Here is an 18,738-nt window from a genome sequence, read left to right as displayed (position 1 = left end):
TCAGGGTTGACCCTTCTCCTCTGCAATCTGGATCAGGTTGCCGCATGAATCGTCGAAGACTGCGGTAATGACAGTCCCGAGGTCCGTTGGCGGCTGAACGAAGCGCACACCTTTGGCCACGAGGCGCTCGTACTCGGCTTCGACATCATCAACTGCAAAGCTGGCACTGGGGATCCTGTCCTCCACCATCGCCGTCCTGAATGGACCGACTGCGGGGTGTTCTTCGGGTTCAAGCAGCAACTCCGTCCCCTCCGGAGCTTCCTCGGATACGACGGTGATCCAGGCGTTCTTTCCCAGCGGGATGTTGTGCTTGACGCGGAAACCAAGGATCTCCGTGTAGAATCGAAGCGCCTTCTGCTGGTCGTCCACGAAGACGCTGGTCAGGTTGATTCTCATTTCCCCATGCCCTCCTCTGTTGGGTGTGAAATGTCCTCGGTCGAAGTCTCAATACCCAAAAATTTTGTCAACTTACAATACCTCAAAACAACTTACTTTGTGACCCATCTTCAGGTGGCGTCTTCCCCAAATGCAAATACGCCCGCGCCGTTGCCTGACGCCCCCGAGGCGTGCGCACCAGGAACCCCTCCTGAATCAGATAGGGTTCATACACTTCCTCCAGCGTGCCTGTCTCTTCACTCAGCGCAGCACCCAGATTATTTAAGCCAACGGGACCACCTTCGAATTTATCGATCAGCGTTTCCAACAATCGGCGATCCATTTCATCCAACCCCTTTGCATCCACCCCCAACAATGCCAGCGCCTTAACCGCAACTTCTTCTGTAATCACCCCATCGGCACGCGCCTGTGCATAATCGCGAGACCGCGACAACTGACGCCCGGCAATGCGCGCTGTTCCCCGCGACCTGTGGGCAATCACGCGCGCGGCATCCTCTTCAATCTCAATACCCAAAATACGCGCAGCCCTCATCACAATGGCCTGCAACTCATCCGGAGCATAAAAATCCAGCCGCTCCATCAACCCAAAGCGCGATCGCATCGGCGCTGTGAGCAGTCCCAATCGCGTTGTTGCGCCCACCATAGTAAAGGGTTCAAGCGGAATTTGATACGATCTGGCACTCGGTCCGCTATCGATCATAATATCCAGCGTAAAATCCTCCATTGCCGAATACAAATGCTCTTCTACCACCCGATTCATGCGATGGATCTCATCGATAAACAGCACATCGCGCTCATTCAAATTCGTCAAAATCCCCGCCAGATCAGCCGGGCGCTCAAGCACCGGTCCCGATGTCACATGAATTTCAACCCCAAGCTCGTGCGCTATCACATAAGCCATCGTCGTTTTGCCCAGTCCGGGAGGCCCGTGCAACAAAATGTGATCCATAGCCTCATTGCGATGACGCGCAGCCTCCACAGCAATACGCAAATTCGTCTTCGCCTTTTCTTGCCCGACCATATCGTCAAATCGAATCGGACGAATCCGTTGATCGCGCTCAAGTTCGTCGCCATCCTGAAACTCGGGATCGGTAAATCGTTCATCCATAAAATAGCCTTATGCTGCTAAATACTCCTCAATGCCCGCTTAATCACTTCCTCAATCGGTGCATCGTCGCCTATCTCCTGCAAGACCGTTGCAACAACTTTGCGCGCCTGTACTGGATTCGCGCCCAAACCCGATAGAGCAGCAGCGGCTTCGTCTAATACATCGGGATCTGCATCCCCCACGGCATCGGATGTAAAATCTTCTGGCGCAATATCGCCAATTTTATCCTTCATCTCCAGCACCAGACGCTGCGCGAGTTTTTGACCAATGCCTTTGATGCGCGTCAACCCCCGGGCATCTTCTGCGGCAACCAACCGCCTGAAATCGGCAATGGGAATACCGGACAAAATTTTCAATGCCATCGGTGGCCCAATACCCGAAACCGCGATCAGGCGCTCAAACAAATCGCGCTCGGACACCGAGGCAAACCCGTAAAGCGTCATCGCGTCTTCTCTCACATGCAAATGCGTGAGAATATTCACGCTCCCATCCTCAACCAAAAGCGATTCATAGCTCGACAGTGAAATATTGACGTGATACCCCACGCCCTGAACATCGACAATAACATGGGTCGGGTGTTTTTCGACCAATTGCCCTTGTAGAAACGCAATCATTGTATCATCTTCCCCTTCGGTTCAATCGCCGTCGCAACCTGGCATCCACGCCGATCTCCTTGAGTTTTTCATCAAATCGACTCTGTTCCCTACCGCCCTTTTTCAACGCCTCAATCTTCTCCGACAATTTATTTTGCCGTATCCCAGGTCCCTGCACGGCAACCTTCTGATGCGCATGGCACAGGGCAATCGCCACGGCATCTGTCGCATCAAATCCCTGATCCACTGCTTCTTTCCCAAGCAAGCGCTGGATCATAAACTGCACCTGTTCTTTGGACGCACTCCCCCGGCCCACAACCGCTCTTTTCACTTCGCGGGGCGCGTATTCAAAAATGGGCAAATCGGAATTGGCCAGCGCCGTCACAATAGCCCCTCGCGCCTGACACAACTTAATCAACGATTGCGTATTGACACCGTAAAAAACAGATTCAAGCGCGACTTCATGCGGGCCTGCATCCGCGACCAGCGCGAGCAAGTGGTCGTAGATATAGAGCAAGCGCTGGGGGAAAGACAATTTATTACCGGGCCGAATACAGCCGCATTGCAGCAACCGATTTTTTCGGTTCTGGTGCTCAACCAGACCAAAACCGGTTACCACACTGCCCGGATCAATACCCAGAATGATCACGCGAGCCACCTTTTTTGAAGTGTGGAATGGTGTACAACTGGTCGCAGTCCAGACCAGTTCACGAGGAAGTAGGAAGTGTGAAGGGGGAGGGGAAATCAAGCTGTCAGGGCTGATAGTTCTCTATCGTCAATCTCAAAATTGGTATATACCCGCTGCACATCGTCATTGTCTTCGAGCATTTCCATCAAAGTCAACAATTGCTGCGCGGTTTTGCCTTCAACGGGCACAGTACTTTGCGGAACGCGCGTCAACTCAGCGCGCTCAATTTCAATACCCGCATCTTCAATCGCTTTGCGAACGCTTTCAAAATCGGGCAAAGATGCATAAACTTCGTAGATATTCTCTTCTTCTACAATATCCTCGGCGCCAGCATCTAAAACGATCAGCATCAGTTCTTCTTCTTCCACGCCCTCTTTGGACACAGAAACCAGGCCCTTTTGCTCAAACACCCACGCCACGGCACCACTTTCGGCCATACTGCCATTGTATTTGCCAAACAAATGCCGCACTTCAGATACCGTGCGATTTCGATTATCTGTCAGAGTTTCAACAAACATGGCCACACCACCCGGTCCGTACCCCTCGTAAATCGCACCTTCATAAGACTCGCCTTCAAGCTCTCCCGTACCCTTTTTAATCGCGCGGTCAATATTGACCATAGGCATATTTTCAGCCTTCGCACTCAGAACAGCCGCACGCAGACGCGGGTTATTCGCTTCATCGCCGCCACCCTCGCGGGCAGCCACCGTAATCTCTCGGATCAATTTGGTAAACGCCTTGCCTCGAGCCGCGTCCTGACGGCTCTTGCGATGCTTGATATTTGCCCATTTAGAATGTCCAGCCATCCTGCCATACTCCTTTATTTATAAGTCTCCTATTACCTTGATCCAAATGTAGTCAGAACCCCGCCATTGTGCAATAGGAAATACGCTACTTACGAACTTGCAAAAAATCCATAAATTCCCACACGGGCATAGTATCCAAATCTGACCCTTCAAACACAGCCAACACATCTCGAACCTGACGCATCTCGAACCGCGTCGTCATATTTTCCACAAACTTTTCCACCAGCAAGGGCGCGGCCTCCTCCCGCCTGCTCCGATGCCCGATGGGATATTCCACCGTCACGGCCTCTGTCGCCGACCCATCATTGAAAAACACCTGCACAGTATTGGCAATTGACCGCTTGTCAGGATCGTGGTAATCCCGTGTAAACCGAGCGTTTTCAGTCACCACCATCTTTTCTCTCAACATATCAATACGCGCGTCTCCTGCACGCTCCTCTTCATAGTCATCTGCGGTCAAATCGCCAAAAATCAGCCCTATAGCCACCATATACTGCAAGCAGTGATCCCGATCTGCCGGATTGTACAGCGGACCGGTCTTATCGATAATTTTTACGGCAGCTTCGTGAGTCTCAATCACCACCCGCTCAACAGCCTCCAAACGCGGTGCCACCTCATTGTGCAACGCAAACGCGGCTTCTACTGCTGTCTGTGCGTGAAATTCAGCGGGAAAAGACACTTTGAACAACACGTTTTCCATCACATAAGAACCGTACACGCGCTGAAACTGAAACCGGTCGCCATTCCACAAGCGGTCGTAAAAACCCCAAACGGGTGCAGATAGAGCCGTTGGATATCCCATCTCGCCGCGCTTTGTTTGCAATGCCAAAAATACGCCACGCGCTGTCGCATCTCCCGCCGCCCAACTCTTGCGCGACCCCGTATTGGGCGCATGCCGATAGGTTCGCAAAGGACCCAAATCGCACCACACCTGTGACAATGCATTGACAACCTGCCCCTCATCACACCCCAACAGCCCAGCAGAAACCGCCGCACTCGCCAACTTCACCAAAATCACATGATCCAGCCCACGGGCATTAAAACTGTTTTCCAATGCCATCACGCCCTGAATCTCATGCGCTTTGATCATCGCCACAAACACATCCTGCATCACCAGTCCGTCTCTCCCCTGTGCCCGCTGAGTGCGCGACATCCAGTCCGCCACCCCGAGAATTGCACCCAGATTATCCGAAGGATGTCCCCACTCCGCCGCCAACCACGTATCGTTAAAATCCAGCCACCGCACCAGTGTCCCAATATTAAACGCGGCAGTCACCGGATCGAGTTCGTAATCAGTACCCGGCACCCGCGCACCGTGCGGTACAATGGTTCCAGGCACCACGGGACCGAGCATCTTCGTACACTCAGAAAACCGCAATGCAAGCACCGCACACCCCAAACTATCCATCAGACACAATCGAGCCGTCTGAAAAGCCTCCTCAGAATTCACTTCACAATCCAGCACGTACTGTGCGATAGCCACCAGTTCTCTATCCGGTACCCGATCATCCATAGCAATCCTCAAGCTATTAGCAATCAGCGATCAGCTAAAAACCCCTGGATCGCGGCTTTAGACATGCCGCGATGACGGGCGAAGCATGCCTCGCCCCTACGGTTGTTCACACTTCCTACTTCACACTTCTTAGCCCCTGTCTTCTATTGGCACATAATCTCGCGCCTCTACCCCCGTGTATTCCGCCAGAGGCCGAATCAGTCTATTATCCGCCCGCTGCTCCACCACATGAGCAGCCCAACCACTGCAACGACTGAGCACAAATATGGGCGTGAAAAGCGCCGTCTTAATACCGGCCATGTGATACGCTGTTGCCGAATAAAAATCCAGATTTGGAAACAACTTCTTCTCATCCCACATAACCCGCTCAATCGCTTCAGAAATCTCGTACAGGCTCATATCGCCCATTGCTGCACTCACCTGACGCGCCCATTCTTTAATAATCGCATTGCGCGGATCTCGCACGCGATAAACCCCGTGCCCAAACCCCATAATCAATTCTCTGCGCGCCAGCATCTCTCGCACACCTGTTGCCGCGTCTTCGGGCGTCTCGAACTGCTCGATCAATTCCATTGCCCGCTCATTCGCGCCCCCGTGCAAAGACCCGCTCAAAGTGCCAATAGCCCCGGTAATACATCCATAAAAATCGGCAAGCGTAGAGGCACATACCCTCGCCGTAAATGTCGAGGCATTAAACTCGTGCTCGGCATATAAAATCAACGACGCATCCATCATCCGACATTCCAACTCCGAAGGCGTCTCCGATTTGAGCATATGCAAGATATAAGCCGCGTGATCATCCACATCCACATCCAAAACATCGGCACCTATATGCCAGACCCCCAGCATAGAGGGCAATGCACCCATAAGCCGCACAGCCACAGCTACGCCATCTCCCAAATCCCGCTCAGGCTCGGCAATGCCAAGTGCCGATACACCGGTTCGCAAAACATCCATCGGATGTGCGTCTGAAGGCAGCGAACGCAGAATCCGCACAACCAAATCTGGCAACTGCCGGTGCGCTCGCAACTGCGTTTTCAACGCATCCAATTCTCTCTCAGTGGGCAACTTCTCCCACAACAACAAATGCACGATTTCCTCAAAACAGGCATATTGTGCCAGGTCTTCAATCGCATAGCCCCGATAGTGCAAACCGTGACCTTCTGCGCCCACAGTACAAATCGACGTACTGCCAGCCTTAACCCCTCTCAAACCTGTCGTCTGTTTGCTCACAGTATCCTCCTCTCAAAAAAAGGCCGTGAGCATTTTTACTCACGACCTTTTCCCGTAAAATCTCCTCAGGCGATTCACGCGCCATAAAGTCGATTGACCTGCGCCTCATACCCGTAATAATCCAGCAATTCGTAGAGTTCTTCACGCGTCTGCATCTCGTTTATCAACGCGCCCTGCACGCCCTGTGTTCGCAGCGTTTTATACGCCCGATAAGCAGCCGCATTCATCATTCTAAACGCCGTGAGAGGATACAGCACCATGGCGACACCCGCACCTCTCATCTCGTCCAGATCAAACAGAGGCGTTTGTCCAAACTCGGTGAGATTCGCCAGCACAGGTACAGAAAGCCTTTGGGCAAATGCGCGAAAATCCTCCAGGGAACACAACGCTTCTGCAAAAATCGCATCCGCACCCGCGGCAATGTATTCCCGGGCGCGATTGAGACCGCACGCCAAACCCTCATTGGCCACAGAATCCGTTCGCGCCATAATCACAAACCCGCTGTCTGACCGCGCATCGACCGCTGCTTTGATTCGGTCGCACATCTCCTCAGCAGGTACCACCTGTTTTCCCGGGCGATGTCCGCACCGTTTTTGCAATACCTGGTCTTCAATGTGAACAGCGGCAACGCCAATTTTTTCCAGCGTCTTTACTGCACGACCAATGGAAAAAGAAGTACCGCCAAACCCGGTATCGATGTCAACCAGCAGCGGTAAATCCACCACATCTGTAATCCGCCGGGCATCCTCGACCACATTATCCAGCGTTGTAATGCCCAAATCGGGCAACCCATAAGAGGCAGCAGCCACGCCCGAACCAGAAAGATAAAGCGCGCGAAAGCCCGCTTGTTTTGCCATCAGCGCAGATACGGCATTGATAGTACCCACAATCTGCAAGGGTCGTTCTGCGTCCAGTGCCGCCCTGAACCTGCGCCCGGCTGACATCGCCATCTCCTTATGCTTCTACCAATTCGCGATCGTGTTCGGACGCCTCAATAACCTTTTGGGTCACATCGTGGGGAGCAGACTCGTAGTGTGAAAACTCCATGGTATAATCGCCTGTGCCCTGCGTCATAGAACGAAGGGAGGTCGAATACTTGTAAAGATCGGCCAGTGGAACCTCAGCGTGAATGACCTGGAAATTGCCTTCGGGATCCATGCCTTGAATGCGCCCGCGTCGCCCATTGAGATCCGCCATCACATCCCCCATATAGGAATCGGGAACAACGACGTGAACTTTATAAATAGGCTCTAACAAAATGGGCCTGGCATCCATAAATGCATTTTGAAATGCGAAGGAACCGGCCAGCTTAAAAGCCATATCAGAAGAATCAACCGGATGGAAGGACCCATCGTAAACCGTGACCTGTGTATCGACAACGGGATACCCGGCGAGCACACCGCGTTGCATGCATTCCACGACCCCCTTTTCAACAGCCGGAATAAATTTCCCGGGAATCGCACCGCCTACGACCTCGTCAATAAATTCAAAGCCATCACCGCGCTGCCTGGGCGCAATGCGCAAATAAGCTTCGCCATATTGACCGCGTCCACCGCTTTGTTTTCTGTGCCGATACTGCGCTTCTGCACGCGATTGAATGGTCTCGCGGTACGGTATTCGCGGTACGGTCACCTCTACATCCACGCCAAACTTGCTCTTCAACTTGTCAAACACAACCGTCAAATGCAACTCGCCCTGTCCCTGGGCAATAATCTGACGCAATTCCGCGTCATACCCGGCGACAAAGCTCGGGTCTTCTTCGTGAATGCTTTGCAATCCCGTGCTAATTTTGTCTTCGTCGCCACGCGATTTGGGTTCTACGGCCACGCGAATCAAAGGATGTGGAAATTCGACCGACTGAATTTGCAAGCGCGTGTTTCTGCTGCAAAGCGTATTGCCCGTATGCGTATCCTTTAGCTTGATCAACGCGCCAATATCGCCCGCGCCCACAACGTCCATATCCTCGCGCTTTCCGCCACTCATCGAATAAATTTGACCGATGCGCTCATTGGCACGGCGATTGGGATTAAAGACATCGTCGCCAGATTGGACACTGCCGGAATACACGCGCAAAAATGACAGATCACCCACAGACTCGGAAATCGTTTTGAACACCACGGCAGCCAAAGGATCATCATCGCTTACAGTAAGTGCCACTTCTTCTTCAGACCCTTCTTTATATGCCGTGGGAATTGGCAGGTCGAGCGGACCCGGCGCAAAGGAAGACAAAAAATCGAGCAATAAATCAACACCGATATTTTTGCTGGCAGCACTCACAAAAATGGGAAACAAGGTGCGATTGCCCATCCCGTTTTTTAATCCTTGTGCGATCTCTTCATCTGTCAATTCCCCTTCTTCTAAATAGCGCTCAATCAAATCGTCGTCACTTTCGGCAGCCCCTTCAACCACCTGTTCCCTCAAGTCCTCAGCCTGATCTTGCCATTCCTCGGGAATCTCCGAAGCCTCAGCTTTGCCATCGGTATAGGTTACCAATTTCATCTGCAAAACATCGATGATCTGATTAAACCCTTCACCGGCATTGACCGGAATCTGAAAGGGAACAGCCCCATTTCCAAAATGCTCCTGAATTGCTGAAACCGCACCATCGCAATCGGCAAATTCTCTATCGACGTGATTGATTAAAAACACAGTTGCGCGATTAAATTCATCGGCAAAACCAAATGCCTTATCCGTCCCAATCTCCACACCACTGGCCGCATTGACCAGCGTAAGGGCAATATCAGATGCCCAAATCGCGGTTTTTGCATCGCCAATAAAGTCGGCATAACCAGGAGCATCCAGAATATTTATTTTGGTGCCCTTCCAATCGCAGTGCAACATGGATGTACTGATAGAGATTTTGCGCTCAACCTCTGCATCGGTATAATCCGACAGCGTATTTCCCTCATCCACAGACCCGAGTCGATTGGTCGCACCGGCAGAAAACATCACGGCTTCGGCAACGGACGTTTTGCCCGTGCCGCCGTGTCCCGACAGGGCGATGTTCCTGATATCTTCAGGTGTGTATCTATTCACTGTAACCTCCTTAATATCATTATCAAATACTCGTTTTGAAATTCGGAAAATAAGGCGCGTATAATTGCAAAACAAACGGGTTTTGTCAAGTACTCTTTTGATCTTGTATAACACAAAAAAAAGCCCGGATATAAAAATCCGGGCTTTTTAAAATTCCTGGCAACGACCTACTCTCCCACAAGGTCACCCAAGCAGTACCATCGGCGCTGGAGGACTTAACTTCTCTGTTCGGAATGGGAAGAGGTGTTTCCCCTCCGCTATAGCCACCAGGAAAAATTTAATTGAATACGAATTGAGCACCAAACAAAGCACAGAAGCGATCTGCTGAAAAATGTATAAAAAGGTCAAGCCTCACGGCTGATTAGTATCACTCGGCTGAACGCATTGCTGCGCTTACACCTGTGACCTATCGACCTTGTAGTCTACAAGGAGCCTTTAGGTGGGTTATCCCACGGGATATCTCATCTTGGAGTGGGCTTCGCACTTAGATGCTTTCAGCGCTTATCCCTTCCGAACATAGCTACCCAGCAATGCCCCTGGCGAGACAACTGGTACACTAGAGGTTCGTCCATCCCGGTCCTCTCGTACTAGGGACAGCTCTCCTCAAATATCCTGCGCCCACGACAGATAGGGACCGAACTGTCTCACGACGTTCTAAACCCAGCTCGCGTACCGACTTTAATTCCCGAACAGGGAAACCCTTGGGACCTTGTCCAGCCCCAGGATGTGATGAGCCGACATCGAGGTGCCAAACCTCCCCGTCGCTATGTACGCTTGGGGGAGATAAGCCTGTTATCCCCAGAGTACCTTTTATCCGTTGATCTCCGGCGCTTCCACGCGCAACCGCCGGGTCACTAAGCCCTGCTTTCGCATCTGCTCGACCTGTATGTCTCGCAGTTAAGCTCCCTTATGCCTTTACACTCTTCGCGCGATTACCAACCGCGCTGAGGGAACCTTTGGGCGCCTCCGTTATCTTTTGGGAGGCGGCCGCCCCAGCCAAACTTCCCACCTGGCAGTGTTCCCAATCCTGATTCAAGGATCGAGGTTAGAATTCCAACACAATAAGGGTGGTATTTCAAGGGCGACTCCACGAGAACTGACGTTCCCGCTTCACAGTCTCCCACCTATCCTGCACATACTGAGTCGAAACCCAGTACCAGGCTGGAGTAAAGGTTCATGGGGTCTTTCCGTCCCGTCGCGGGTATCCGGCATCTTCACCGGAACTACAATTTCGCCGAGTCCCCTGTTGAGACAGCGCCCAAGTCGTTACACCATTCGTGCAGGTCGGTATTTAGCCGACAAGGAATTTCGCTACCTTAGGACCGTTATAGTTACGGCCGCCGTTTACCAGAGCTTCGATTCAAAGCTTCGTCCGAAGACTAACCTTTCCTCTTGACCTACTGGCACCGGGCAGGTGTCAGTCCCTATACGTCGTCTTGCGACTTAGCAGAGACCTGTGTTTTTAGTAAACAGTCGCCCAGGCCGTTTCTCTGCGGCCCCCTTCAGCTCCCGGAGCAAGTCCGTTCACCTACTTGGAGGCACTCCTTCTCCCGAAGTTACGGAGCCATTTTGCCTAGTTCCTTAACAGGGGTTCTCTCGCGCACCTTAGGATTCTCACCCCGTCTACCTGTGTCGGTTTGCGGTACGGACACCCGAGAGACTCACATAGAGGTTTTTCTCGGCAGCATGATTAAGACCAGTTGGCTTGCCCGAAGGCTCGTTTCCCCATCACCTCTCAGGGTTGTGATCACCCGTATTTTCCCTGGTGATCCCCCTACAGGCTTAGACCCGCATTTCCAGTCGCGGGCTGATCGTCACTTCTGCGTTACCCCATAGTTCAAACGTCTCTAAGGTGGTACAGGAATTTTAACCTGTTTCCCATCGCCTACGCCTTTCGGCCTCGGCTTAGGGTCCGACTAACCCTGGGCGGACGAACCTTCCCCAGGAAACCTTAGACTTTCGGTGAACAGGATTCTCACCTGTTTTATCGCTACTCATGCCGGCATGATTGCTTCCACGTCGTCCAGCAGACTTCACAGTCTGCCTTCAGCCTACAATAGAATACTCCTCTACCGCTCCAACAAAAGTTGAAGCCCACAGCTTCGGTGACAGGCTTTAGTCCCGATCATTATCGGCGCAGGTTCACTTGACCAGTGAGCTGTTACGCACTCTTTAAATGAATGGCTGCTTCTAAGCCAACATCCTGGCTGTCTACGCACTCCCACATCCTTTATCACTTAGCCTGTACTTAGGGACCTTAGCTGGTGGTCTGGGTTGTTTCCCTCTCGCACATGAAGCTTATCCCCCATGCGCTGACTCCCTTGGAACAAGTGTGCGGCATTCGGAGTTTGGTTAGGGTTGGTAAGCGGTGAAGCCCCCGAGCCTATCCAGTGCTCTACCTCCGCCACTCTATAACAAGAGGCTAGCCCAAAAGCTATTTCGAGGAGAACCAGCTATCTCCAGGTTTGATTGGCCTTTCACCCCTACCCACAGCTCATCCCCCAATTTTTCAACATTGGTGGGTTCGGACCTCCACGTGAGGTTAATCACGCTTCATCCTGGCCATGGGTAGATCACCTGGCTTCGGGTCTACCCCAAGCTACTGTATCGCCCTATTCAGACTCGCTTTCGCTACGGCTTCCCTACAAAGTAGGTTAACCTTGCAACTCAGGAGTAACTCACCGGCTCATTATGCAAAAGGCACGCCGTCAGACTCCCCGAGATCCGAAGATCGCGGTTTGTCCTCCGACCGCTTGTAAGCAAACGGTTTCAGGTTCTATTTCACTCTCCATTCAGGAGTACTTTTCACCTTTCCCTCACGGTACTAGTTCACTATCGGTCACAGAGGAGTATTTAGCCTTGGGAGGTGGTCCTCCCAGATTCCTACAGGATTTCACGTGTCCCGCAGTACTCGGGAATGAGATCACAGGAGTTTGCAATGTTTCGCCTACAGGGCTTTCACCTTCTGCGGCCAGACTTTCCAGAACTGTTTGGCTACATTGCAAATTTGTAACTCCCTGACAGATCTGCATCTCTATCAGATCTCACCCCACAACCCCGGTCGCACAACACATGCAGGTTTTAACATGCGAACCGGTTTGGGCTATTTCCCTTTCGCTCGCCACTACTGAGGAAATCGCGGTTGCTTTCTATTCCAGGGGTTACTTAGATGTTTCAGTTCACCCCGTTAGCCCCACCCGAGCTATATATTCACCCGGGGGTGATGCGGCATGACCCGCATCGGGTTGCCCCATTCGGAAATCCTCGGATCAAAGGTTGTTTGCACCTCCCCGAGGCTTATCGCAGCTTACCACGTCCTTCATCGCCTCTCTGTACCAAGGCATCCACCGTATGCCCTTATTAGCTTGACCAAAACAAGTTTTCAGCAGATCACTACTGTGCTCTGCAAAGAATCCATACTTCAGTTTGGCGAATTTATACCCAATTCATATTCAATTGTCAAAGAGCAGTCGGGAAATTCCCGAAAGTTCTGTAAAAATACAACTTTGGTGGAGATAACCGGGATCGAACCGGTGACCTCCGGCTTGCAAAGCCGGCGCTCTCCCATCTGAGCTATATCCCCAAATATTTTGTAATTTGGTGGGCCTAAGTGGAGTTGAACCACTGACCTCGCGCTTATCAGGCGCGCGCTCTAACCAACTGAGCTATAGGCCCGCCTTAAAAAGCCGGGAAAAATCCCGGCTTTAAAAACCAAATAACGTGCACATGCCAAACCTGGTATTGACCTTAGGAGTAGATGTAAGCGCCTGTAGCCTTACATCGCGTCTCCCTAGAAAGGAGGTGATCCAGCCGCACCTTCCGATACGGCTACCTTGTTACGACTTAGTGCCAATTACCGGACCTACCTTCGGCAGTGTCCTCCCGAGGGTTGGACTACTGACTTCGAGTATTCCCGGCTTTCATCACTTGACGGGCGGTGTGTACAAGACCCGGGAACGTATTCACCGTGGCATGCTGATCCACGATTACTAGCGATTCCGCGTTCATGGAGTCGAGTTGCAGACTCCAATCCCAACTGAGACCGGTTTTTTGGGATTAGCTCCACCTCACGGTATTGCAGCCCTTTGTACCGGCCATTGTAGCACGTTTCCAGCCCCGGGCGTAAGGGCCATGAGGACTTGACGTCATCCCCACCTTCCTCCTACTTAACATAGGCAGTCTCCTTAGAGTTCCCACCATGACGTGCTGGCAACTAAGGATAGGGGTTGCGCTCGTTGCGGGACTGAACCCAACATCTCACGACACGAGCTGACGACAGCCATGCAGCACCTGTATACCAGTCCGAAGAAGACCCTATCTCTAGGGCTGTCCGGTATATGTCAAACCCGGGTAAGGTTCTTCGCGTTGCATCGAATTGAGGAACATGCTCCACCGCTTGTGCGGGTCCCCGTCAATTCCTTTGAGTTTCAGCCTTGCGACCGTACTCCCCAGGCGGGGTACTTAATGCGTTAGCTGCGGCACTGGAGGGGTCAAAACCTCCAACACCTAGTACCCATCGTTTACAGCTAGGACTACCGGGGTATCTAATCCCGTTCGCTCCCCTAGCTTTCGCGCCTCAGCGTCAGTATCAGGCCAGAGAGCCGCCTTCGCCACCGGTGTTCTCCCAGATATCTACGCATTTCACCGCTACACCTGAGATTCCGCTCTCCTCTCCTGTACTCAAGACCGATAGTTTCGACTGCAAGTTGTTGGTTGAGCCGACAGATTTCACAGACGACTTATCGGTCCGCCTGCACGCCCTTTACGCCCAGTAAATCCGAACAACGCTTGCCCCCTTCGTATTACCGCGGCTGCTGGCACGAAGTTAGCCGGGGCTTCCTCTGAAGGTACTGTCAAACAGGAAAAGTTATTTCCTGCATTCTTCCCTTCTGACAGGAGTTTACACCCCTAAGGGCTTCATCCTCCACGTGGCGTCGCTGCGTCAGGCTTTCGCCCATTGCGCAAATTTCTAGACTGCTGGCCCCCGTAGGGGACTGGACCTTTCTCAGTTCCAGTGTGGCCGTACACCCTCTCAGGCCGGCTATCCATCGTTGCCTTGGTGAGCCGTTACCTCACCAACAAGCTAATGGACCGCGGGTCCATCTTCAAGCGAGACAACCGAAGCTGCCCCTTTAACAACTGTCTCCATGCGGAGCCGCTGCATTATGCGGTATTAGCCCCTCGTTAGAGGGGTTGTTCCCCACTCAAAGGCAGGTTACCCACGTGTTACTCACCCGTCCGCCACTTTACTCGCACCCGAAGGTGCTTTCTCGTTCGACTTGCATGACTAAGACACGCCACCAGCGTTAGTTCTGAGCCAGGATCAAACTCTCCGTGAAAAAATGAGAGTGCCCATATATTATGGGCTTTTTTTTGCAAATACTGAATTCCCAAGAAACCTTGAGAACCTACCAAGCTTTTGAATAACACATGCACGTTATTTGATTTTCAAAGAACAAAATAGGCACTCTTGACTTACAAAGTGCCGGTGAAGAGTAAATCTATCAAATCGACTTTCGCAAGTCAAGCAAAATTCTGCACCATTTTGGGTGCAGAGCGCGAAATATATAAAATAGAACCTCAAATGTCAAATCTTTTCAGAAAAACTCCCCTCTCACACGACCTTCTTCAACATCTGCTTCGCCATCAAACTGCTTCAAATAGCGCACTGCCCGCTCCATATCTTTTTTTACCCATGCATCGGATTCAGACGCCATAGCGCGTTCGAGTGCTAAAATGGCTTCCGGCTCTTCAATTTGCATCAATGCCCAGGCAACAATCTGGCGCACATCCCGATCTTTGTCTCCAAGCATTCGGATCAGATCGCGCAATGCCTCCTTCGCCCGCAACATTCCCAACGCCCAGGCGGCCTTTGTGCGCACAGATGCGACAGAGTCGCGCAAAGCAGCGCGCAAATGGGGAACAGCCTCAAAAACTCGCTGTGCACCCAAAAAGGCAGCCGCATCAACGCGCTGAGCAACCGTCCCCGATCGCAATTGCCGAAGATAATCGCCATGTGGCGAGCTACAGCCACATAAAAAAAGCAAAAGTACCGGCAGTATTTTTTTTAATTGATACATGCTTTCAGAGCTTCGTAATTTGCCTTTATAGTCTCGTCAATATCCGCGTCAGAATGAGCCAGAGAGACAAACGCAGCCTCAAACTGCGACGGAGCCAGATAAACACCTCGATTGAGCATCTCCCGAAAATATCGGGCGAACAAATCCTGATCACACGCATTGGCGGCATCGAATGACGTCACAGGTACTTCCGTAAAAAACAAGGTCATTATCGAACCCACCCGATTGGTCTGATATTTCAATCCCAGAGCTTTTAAGTTTTCCGAAATACCAGTCTCCAGCGCCTGAGCTTTTGCCTCCAATACCTCATAAACACCCGGTTCTTGCAATCGTCGGAGTGTCTCATATCCCGCTGTCATAGCCAGGGGATTGCCCGACAATGTGCCAGCCTGCGACACCATTTTTCCCAGAGGTGAAATATCTGACATAATTTCTCGCCTGCCACCAAAAGCACCAACGGGTAGCCCACCGCCAATAATCTTTCCCAGAGTCGTCAAGTCAGGCGTCACCCCATAATGCTCCTGCGCACCACCCTGACTGACGCGAAACCCTGTGATGACCTCGTCAAAAATCAGCACAATGCCCATTTCTGCCGTTATATCTCGCAAACCCTGCAAAAACCCTGGCACCGGCGGAATCACTCCCATATTGCCAGCCATAGGCTCAACAATAACAGCGGCGATCTCATCCCTATTTTCCACAACGGCTTTTTCAACAGCTTCCAGATCATTAAAAGGCACAGTAATCGAATCCGCTGCAGTTCCAGGTGTAACCCCCGGACTGCTCGGCGCGCCCATCGTAAGTGCTGAAGACCCCGCCTGAATCAGAAAACTATCGGCATGCCCGTGCCAGCATCCCTCAAATTTGACAATTTTGTTTCGCCCCGTGTGTCCGCGAGCCAGCCGAATAGCCGACATCGTGGCTTCGGTACCCGAATTTACCATCCGCACCATTTCCACGCTCGGCACCATTTCAGTGACCAATTGGGCCATCTTCACTTCGATTTCTGTCGGCGCGCCAAAACTCGTGCCCCCAGCAGCCGCTGCATTCACAGCCGCGACAATTTCCGGATGTGCATGGCCCAAAATAAGCGGTCCCCAGGACCCCACAAAATCGATATAAGATTTTCCATCGGCATCGACAATTCGCGCCCCCTCTCCTTTCACAATAAAGAGCGGATCACCACCTACGGGGCCAAATGCTCTTGCGGGACTATTCACACCGCCGGGAATCACCTGTTGTGCTGCGTCAAATAGCGTTTTTGAACGCGTATTCAAATTACACCTCCGTGAGAAGACAAATAGAATTTCGAGACAACATCTTAATTACACCTCTCACTGTATCCTGTCAAGCTAATTCCTCCGCTTGCAAAACACGATCACAATCCGTATATTATCCGCACAGCGGCAGTAGCTCAATTGGACAGAGCATCTGGCTTCGGACCAGAGGGTTGGGGGTTCGAGTCCTCTCTGCCGCACTTTATTTTTCAGGCACTTAAACTTTAAGTGCCTGAATTTTTTATCATCACACCTATGAGCGATACAATCACCATCAGAGGTGCGCGTCAGCACAACCTCAAAAACATCGATCTGGACATACCGCGCAACTGCCTCGTCGTCATCACCGGACCCTCAGGGTCGGGCAAATCGTCCCTGGCCTTCGACACCATCTACGCCGAAGGACAACGCCGTTATGTGGAATCGCTATCCGCTTATGCGCGACAATTTCTCGATCTCATGGACAAACCCGATGCCGACAGCATAGAAGGTCTCTCACCTGCTGTGGCAATCCAACAACGCGGCATCCCCCGCACACCGCGTTCAACAGTCGGCACCATAACCGAAGTCTATGACTATTTGCGTCTCTTATTCGCCAGAATAGGCACGCCGCATTGTCCGATATGCAGCCAGCCCATTGTGCGCCAGAGCGTCGCGCAAATTGTCGATCGCGTACTCGCACTGCCCGAAGGACAACGCCTTCAGATCCTCGCGCCCCTGATCCGAAATACCAGAGGCACCCACCTGAGTGTTTTTAACCAGTTGCGCAAGGAAGGCTATCTCAGGGTGCGCGTCAATGGCGAAGTTCTATCACTGGATAGCGATATCGTTCTCGATAAAAACACAGCGCACAACATCGAAGCCGTCATCGACCGCCTCGTCGTGCGCACGAACATGGCCGCGCGCCTCGCGGACTCACTCGAAACAGCCCTCGACCTTGCCAACGGCACAGCCACACTCGACATTATCGACGATGGGGAATGGACATTTTCCACGCGCTTTGCCTGCACAGAAGGCCACTTTGAAATCGAAGAAATAGAACCCCGTCTCTTCACCTTCAACAGCCCGCACGGCGCTTGTCCCACTTGCAGCGGTATGGGCACTGTTTTTGAAGTCGATCCCGACCTCGTCGTGCCCGACCCTTCAAAATCCATCCTCGAAGGCGCGATTGCGCCCTGGGGCATCCCCAAGGGCAAACGCCAGGTAGAACAACTTCAACGCCTATCGCGCAACCTCTCATTCGATCCCTCAGCGCCCTTTTCCAAACTCTCCAAAACCGTCCAAAGAGCAATCCTCAGAGGAAAAACAGGCGTCATACCCGATCTCCAGCACCAATACAAAGCAGCTACATCCGACGAAGCGCGGGAAAAAATCGAGCTTTTTATGCGCGGGCAAACCTGCCCCGACTGCCAGGGCGCGGGCCTGCGCCCAGAAGCCCTTGCCGTCACAATTTCCAATTGTACAATAGCCGACATTGCCAGCATGCCCATTGAAAAAATCAGGCAATTCTTCCAAACCCTTGACCTCAAAAACAACGCAGCTGAGATCGCTGCCCCCCTCACACGCGAAATCGAAAACCGCCTCGCATTTCTCGTCGATGTCGGTGTGGGGTATCTCGCGCTCAACCGCAGAGCCGCAACGCTTTCAGGAGGTGAATTTCAGCGCATTCGCCTCGCCACACAAATCGGAACCCGCCTCGTCGGTGTTCTCTACGTACTCGACGAACCCAGTATAGGCCTGCACCCCCGCGACAATCGCAAACTCATCGACACCTTCTGCAACCTGCGCGATTTGGGCAACACGGTCATCGTAGTCGAACACGACCGCGAAGCCATGCAAATGGCCGATCATCTCATCGACCTGGGCCCGGGCGCGGGCGAACACGGCGGCAAAATCATCTCACAGGGACCGCCAGAAACCGTAATCGCAGACGAAAATTCTCTCACCGGCAATTATCTCGCCGGTCGAAAAGCCCGGGGCGGGGGGGGGGGGGGGGGGGGGGGGGGGG

12 protein-coding genes, 3 tRNA genes and 3 rRNA genes are annotated in these 18,738 nt (G+C 52.3%); 2 read left to right on the top strand and 16 right to left on the bottom strand.

What is annotated here, in order from left to right:
* The 16 genes from F4Y39_14355 to hemL form a co-directional block, all read right to left on the bottom strand.
* On the bottom strand, positions 1–396 hold the full coding sequence (locus tag F4Y39_14355) for a VOC family protein (protein ID MYC14899.1): 396 nt from the start codon (positions 394–396) through the stop codon (positions 1–3).
* A gap of 82 nt (positions 397–478) precedes the next feature.
* Complete coding sequence (ruvB, locus tag F4Y39_14350) at positions 479–1,504, bottom strand: Holliday junction branch migration DNA helicase RuvB (GenBank protein ID MYC14898.1); 1,026 nt, start codon at positions 1,502–1,504, stop codon at positions 479–481.
* Positions 1,505–1,521: 17 nt separating this feature from the next.
* Positions 1,522–2,118 carry a Holliday junction branch migration protein RuvA gene (gene ruvA / locus F4Y39_14345; GenBank protein ID MYC14897.1) on the bottom strand — a complete coding sequence of 199 codons (597 nt, stop codon included), beginning with the start codon at positions 2,116–2,118 and terminating at the stop codon, positions 1,522–1,524.
* A gap of 4 nt (positions 2,119–2,122) precedes the next feature.
* Positions 2,123–2,860 carry a crossover junction endodeoxyribonuclease RuvC gene (ruvC, locus tag F4Y39_14340; protein ID MYC14896.1) on the bottom strand — a complete coding sequence of 246 codons (738 nt, stop codon included), beginning with the start codon at positions 2,858–2,860 and terminating at the stop codon, positions 2,123–2,125.
* Positions 2,842–3,591, bottom strand: coding sequence for a YebC/PmpR family DNA-binding transcriptional regulator (locus tag F4Y39_14335; GenBank protein MYC14895.1), 750 nt, complete (start codon positions 3,589–3,591; stop codon positions 2,842–2,844). Before F4Y39_14335 ends, ruvC begins: the two co-directional genes overlap by 19 nt.
* Before the next feature lie 85 nt (positions 3,592–3,676).
* On the bottom strand, positions 3,677–5,104 hold the full coding sequence (locus tag F4Y39_14330) for a bifunctional 2-methylcitrate dehydratase/aconitate hydratase (protein MYC14894.1): 1,428 nt from the start codon (positions 5,102–5,104) through the stop codon (positions 3,677–3,679).
* A 129-nt stretch (positions 5,105–5,233) separates the two neighbouring features.
* Positions 5,234–6,337 (bottom strand): 2-methylcitrate synthase, encoded by a 1,104-nt coding sequence (locus tag F4Y39_14325; protein ID MYC14893.1) that lies wholly within the window; start codon positions 6,335–6,337, stop codon positions 5,234–5,236.
* A gap of 74 nt (positions 6,338–6,411) precedes the next feature.
* Entirely contained in the window at positions 6,412–7,287 is an 876-nt protein-coding gene (gene prpB, locus F4Y39_14320; GenBank protein MYC14892.1) for a methylisocitrate lyase, read from the bottom strand.
* Between the two features lie 4 nt (positions 7,288–7,291).
* Positions 7,292–9,373, bottom strand: coding sequence for an elongation factor G (gene fusA / locus F4Y39_14315; protein MYC14891.1), 2,082 nt, complete (start codon positions 9,371–9,373; stop codon positions 7,292–7,294).
* 154 nt (positions 9,374–9,527) lie between these two features.
* A 5S ribosomal RNA gene (rrf, locus tag F4Y39_14310) occupies positions 9,528–9,644 on the bottom strand.
* 69 nt (positions 9,645–9,713) lie between these two features.
* Positions 9,714–12,747: ribosomal RNA gene (locus F4Y39_14305) — 23S ribosomal RNA — on the bottom strand.
* Positions 12,748–12,880: 133 nt separating this feature from the next.
* A tRNA-Ala gene (locus tag F4Y39_14300) sits at positions 12,881–12,956 on the bottom strand.
* 15 nt (positions 12,957–12,971) lie between these two features.
* Positions 12,972–13,048, bottom strand: a tRNA-Ile gene (locus F4Y39_14295).
* 112 nt (positions 13,049–13,160) lie between these two features.
* Positions 13,161–14,711: ribosomal RNA gene (locus tag F4Y39_14290) — 16S ribosomal RNA — on the bottom strand.
* Together the 16S, 23S and 5S rRNA genes with 2 tRNA genes alongside form the textbook arrangement of a ribosomal RNA operon.
* A gap of 259 nt (positions 14,712–14,970) precedes the next feature.
* Positions 14,971–15,453 (bottom strand): HEAT repeat domain-containing protein, encoded by a 483-nt coding sequence (locus F4Y39_14285; GenBank protein ID MYC14890.1) that lies wholly within the window; start codon positions 15,451–15,453, stop codon positions 14,971–14,973.
* Positions 15,441–16,730, bottom strand: a complete 1,290-nt coding sequence (gene hemL / locus F4Y39_14280) for a glutamate-1-semialdehyde-2,1-aminomutase (protein MYC14889.1) — start codon at positions 16,728–16,730, stop codon at positions 15,441–15,443. The genes F4Y39_14285 and hemL overlap by 13 nt, the downstream gene beginning before the upstream one ends.
* 126 nt (positions 16,731–16,856) lie before the next feature.
* Between hemL and F4Y39_14275 the strand changes: the two genes are divergently transcribed.
* Both F4Y39_14275 and uvrA read left to right on the top strand, forming a co-directional pair.
* Positions 16,857–16,930, top strand: a tRNA-Arg gene (locus F4Y39_14275).
* A 28-nt stretch (positions 16,931–16,958) separates the two neighbouring features.
* A partial coding sequence (gene uvrA / locus F4Y39_14270; protein MYC14888.1) for an excinuclease ABC subunit A occupies positions 16,959–18,738 on the top strand: 1,780 nt, incomplete at its 3' end.

The organism is Gemmatimonadota bacterium (assembly GCA_009838845.1).
Lineage (GTDB): Bacteria > Latescibacterota > UBA2968 > UBA2968 > UBA2968 > VXRD01.
Note: the sequence above shows the minus strand (reverse complement) of the source record. Positions and strands in the feature narration are given on the sequence as shown.

Excerpts from the sequence above, each read along its gene's own strand:
- F4Y39_14355 (MYC14899.1), bottom strand. The coding sequence starts at position 396 with ATGAGAATCAACCTGACCAGCGTCTTCGTGGACGACCAGCAGAAGGCG.
- ruvB (MYC14898.1), bottom strand. The coding sequence starts at position 1,504 with ATGGATGAACGATTTACCGATCCCGAGTTTCAGGATGGCGACGAACTT.
- ruvA (MYC14897.1), bottom strand. The coding sequence starts at position 2,118 with ATGATTGCGTTTCTACAAGGGCAATTGGTCGAAAAACACCCGACCCAT.
- F4Y39_14335 (MYC14895.1), bottom strand. The coding sequence starts at position 3,591 with ATGGCTGGACATTCTAAATGGGCAAATATCAAGCATCGCAAGAGCCGT.
- F4Y39_14330 (MYC14894.1), bottom strand. The coding sequence starts at position 5,104 with ATGGATGATCGGGTACCGGATAGAGAACTGGTGGCTATCGCACAGTAC.
- prpB (MYC14892.1), bottom strand. The coding sequence starts at position 7,287 with ATGGCGATGTCAGCCGGGCGCAGGTTCAGGGCGGCACTGGACGCAGAA.
- F4Y39_14285 (MYC14890.1), bottom strand. The coding sequence starts at position 15,453 with ATGTATCAATTAAAAAAAATACTGCCGGTACTTTTGCTTTTTTTATGT.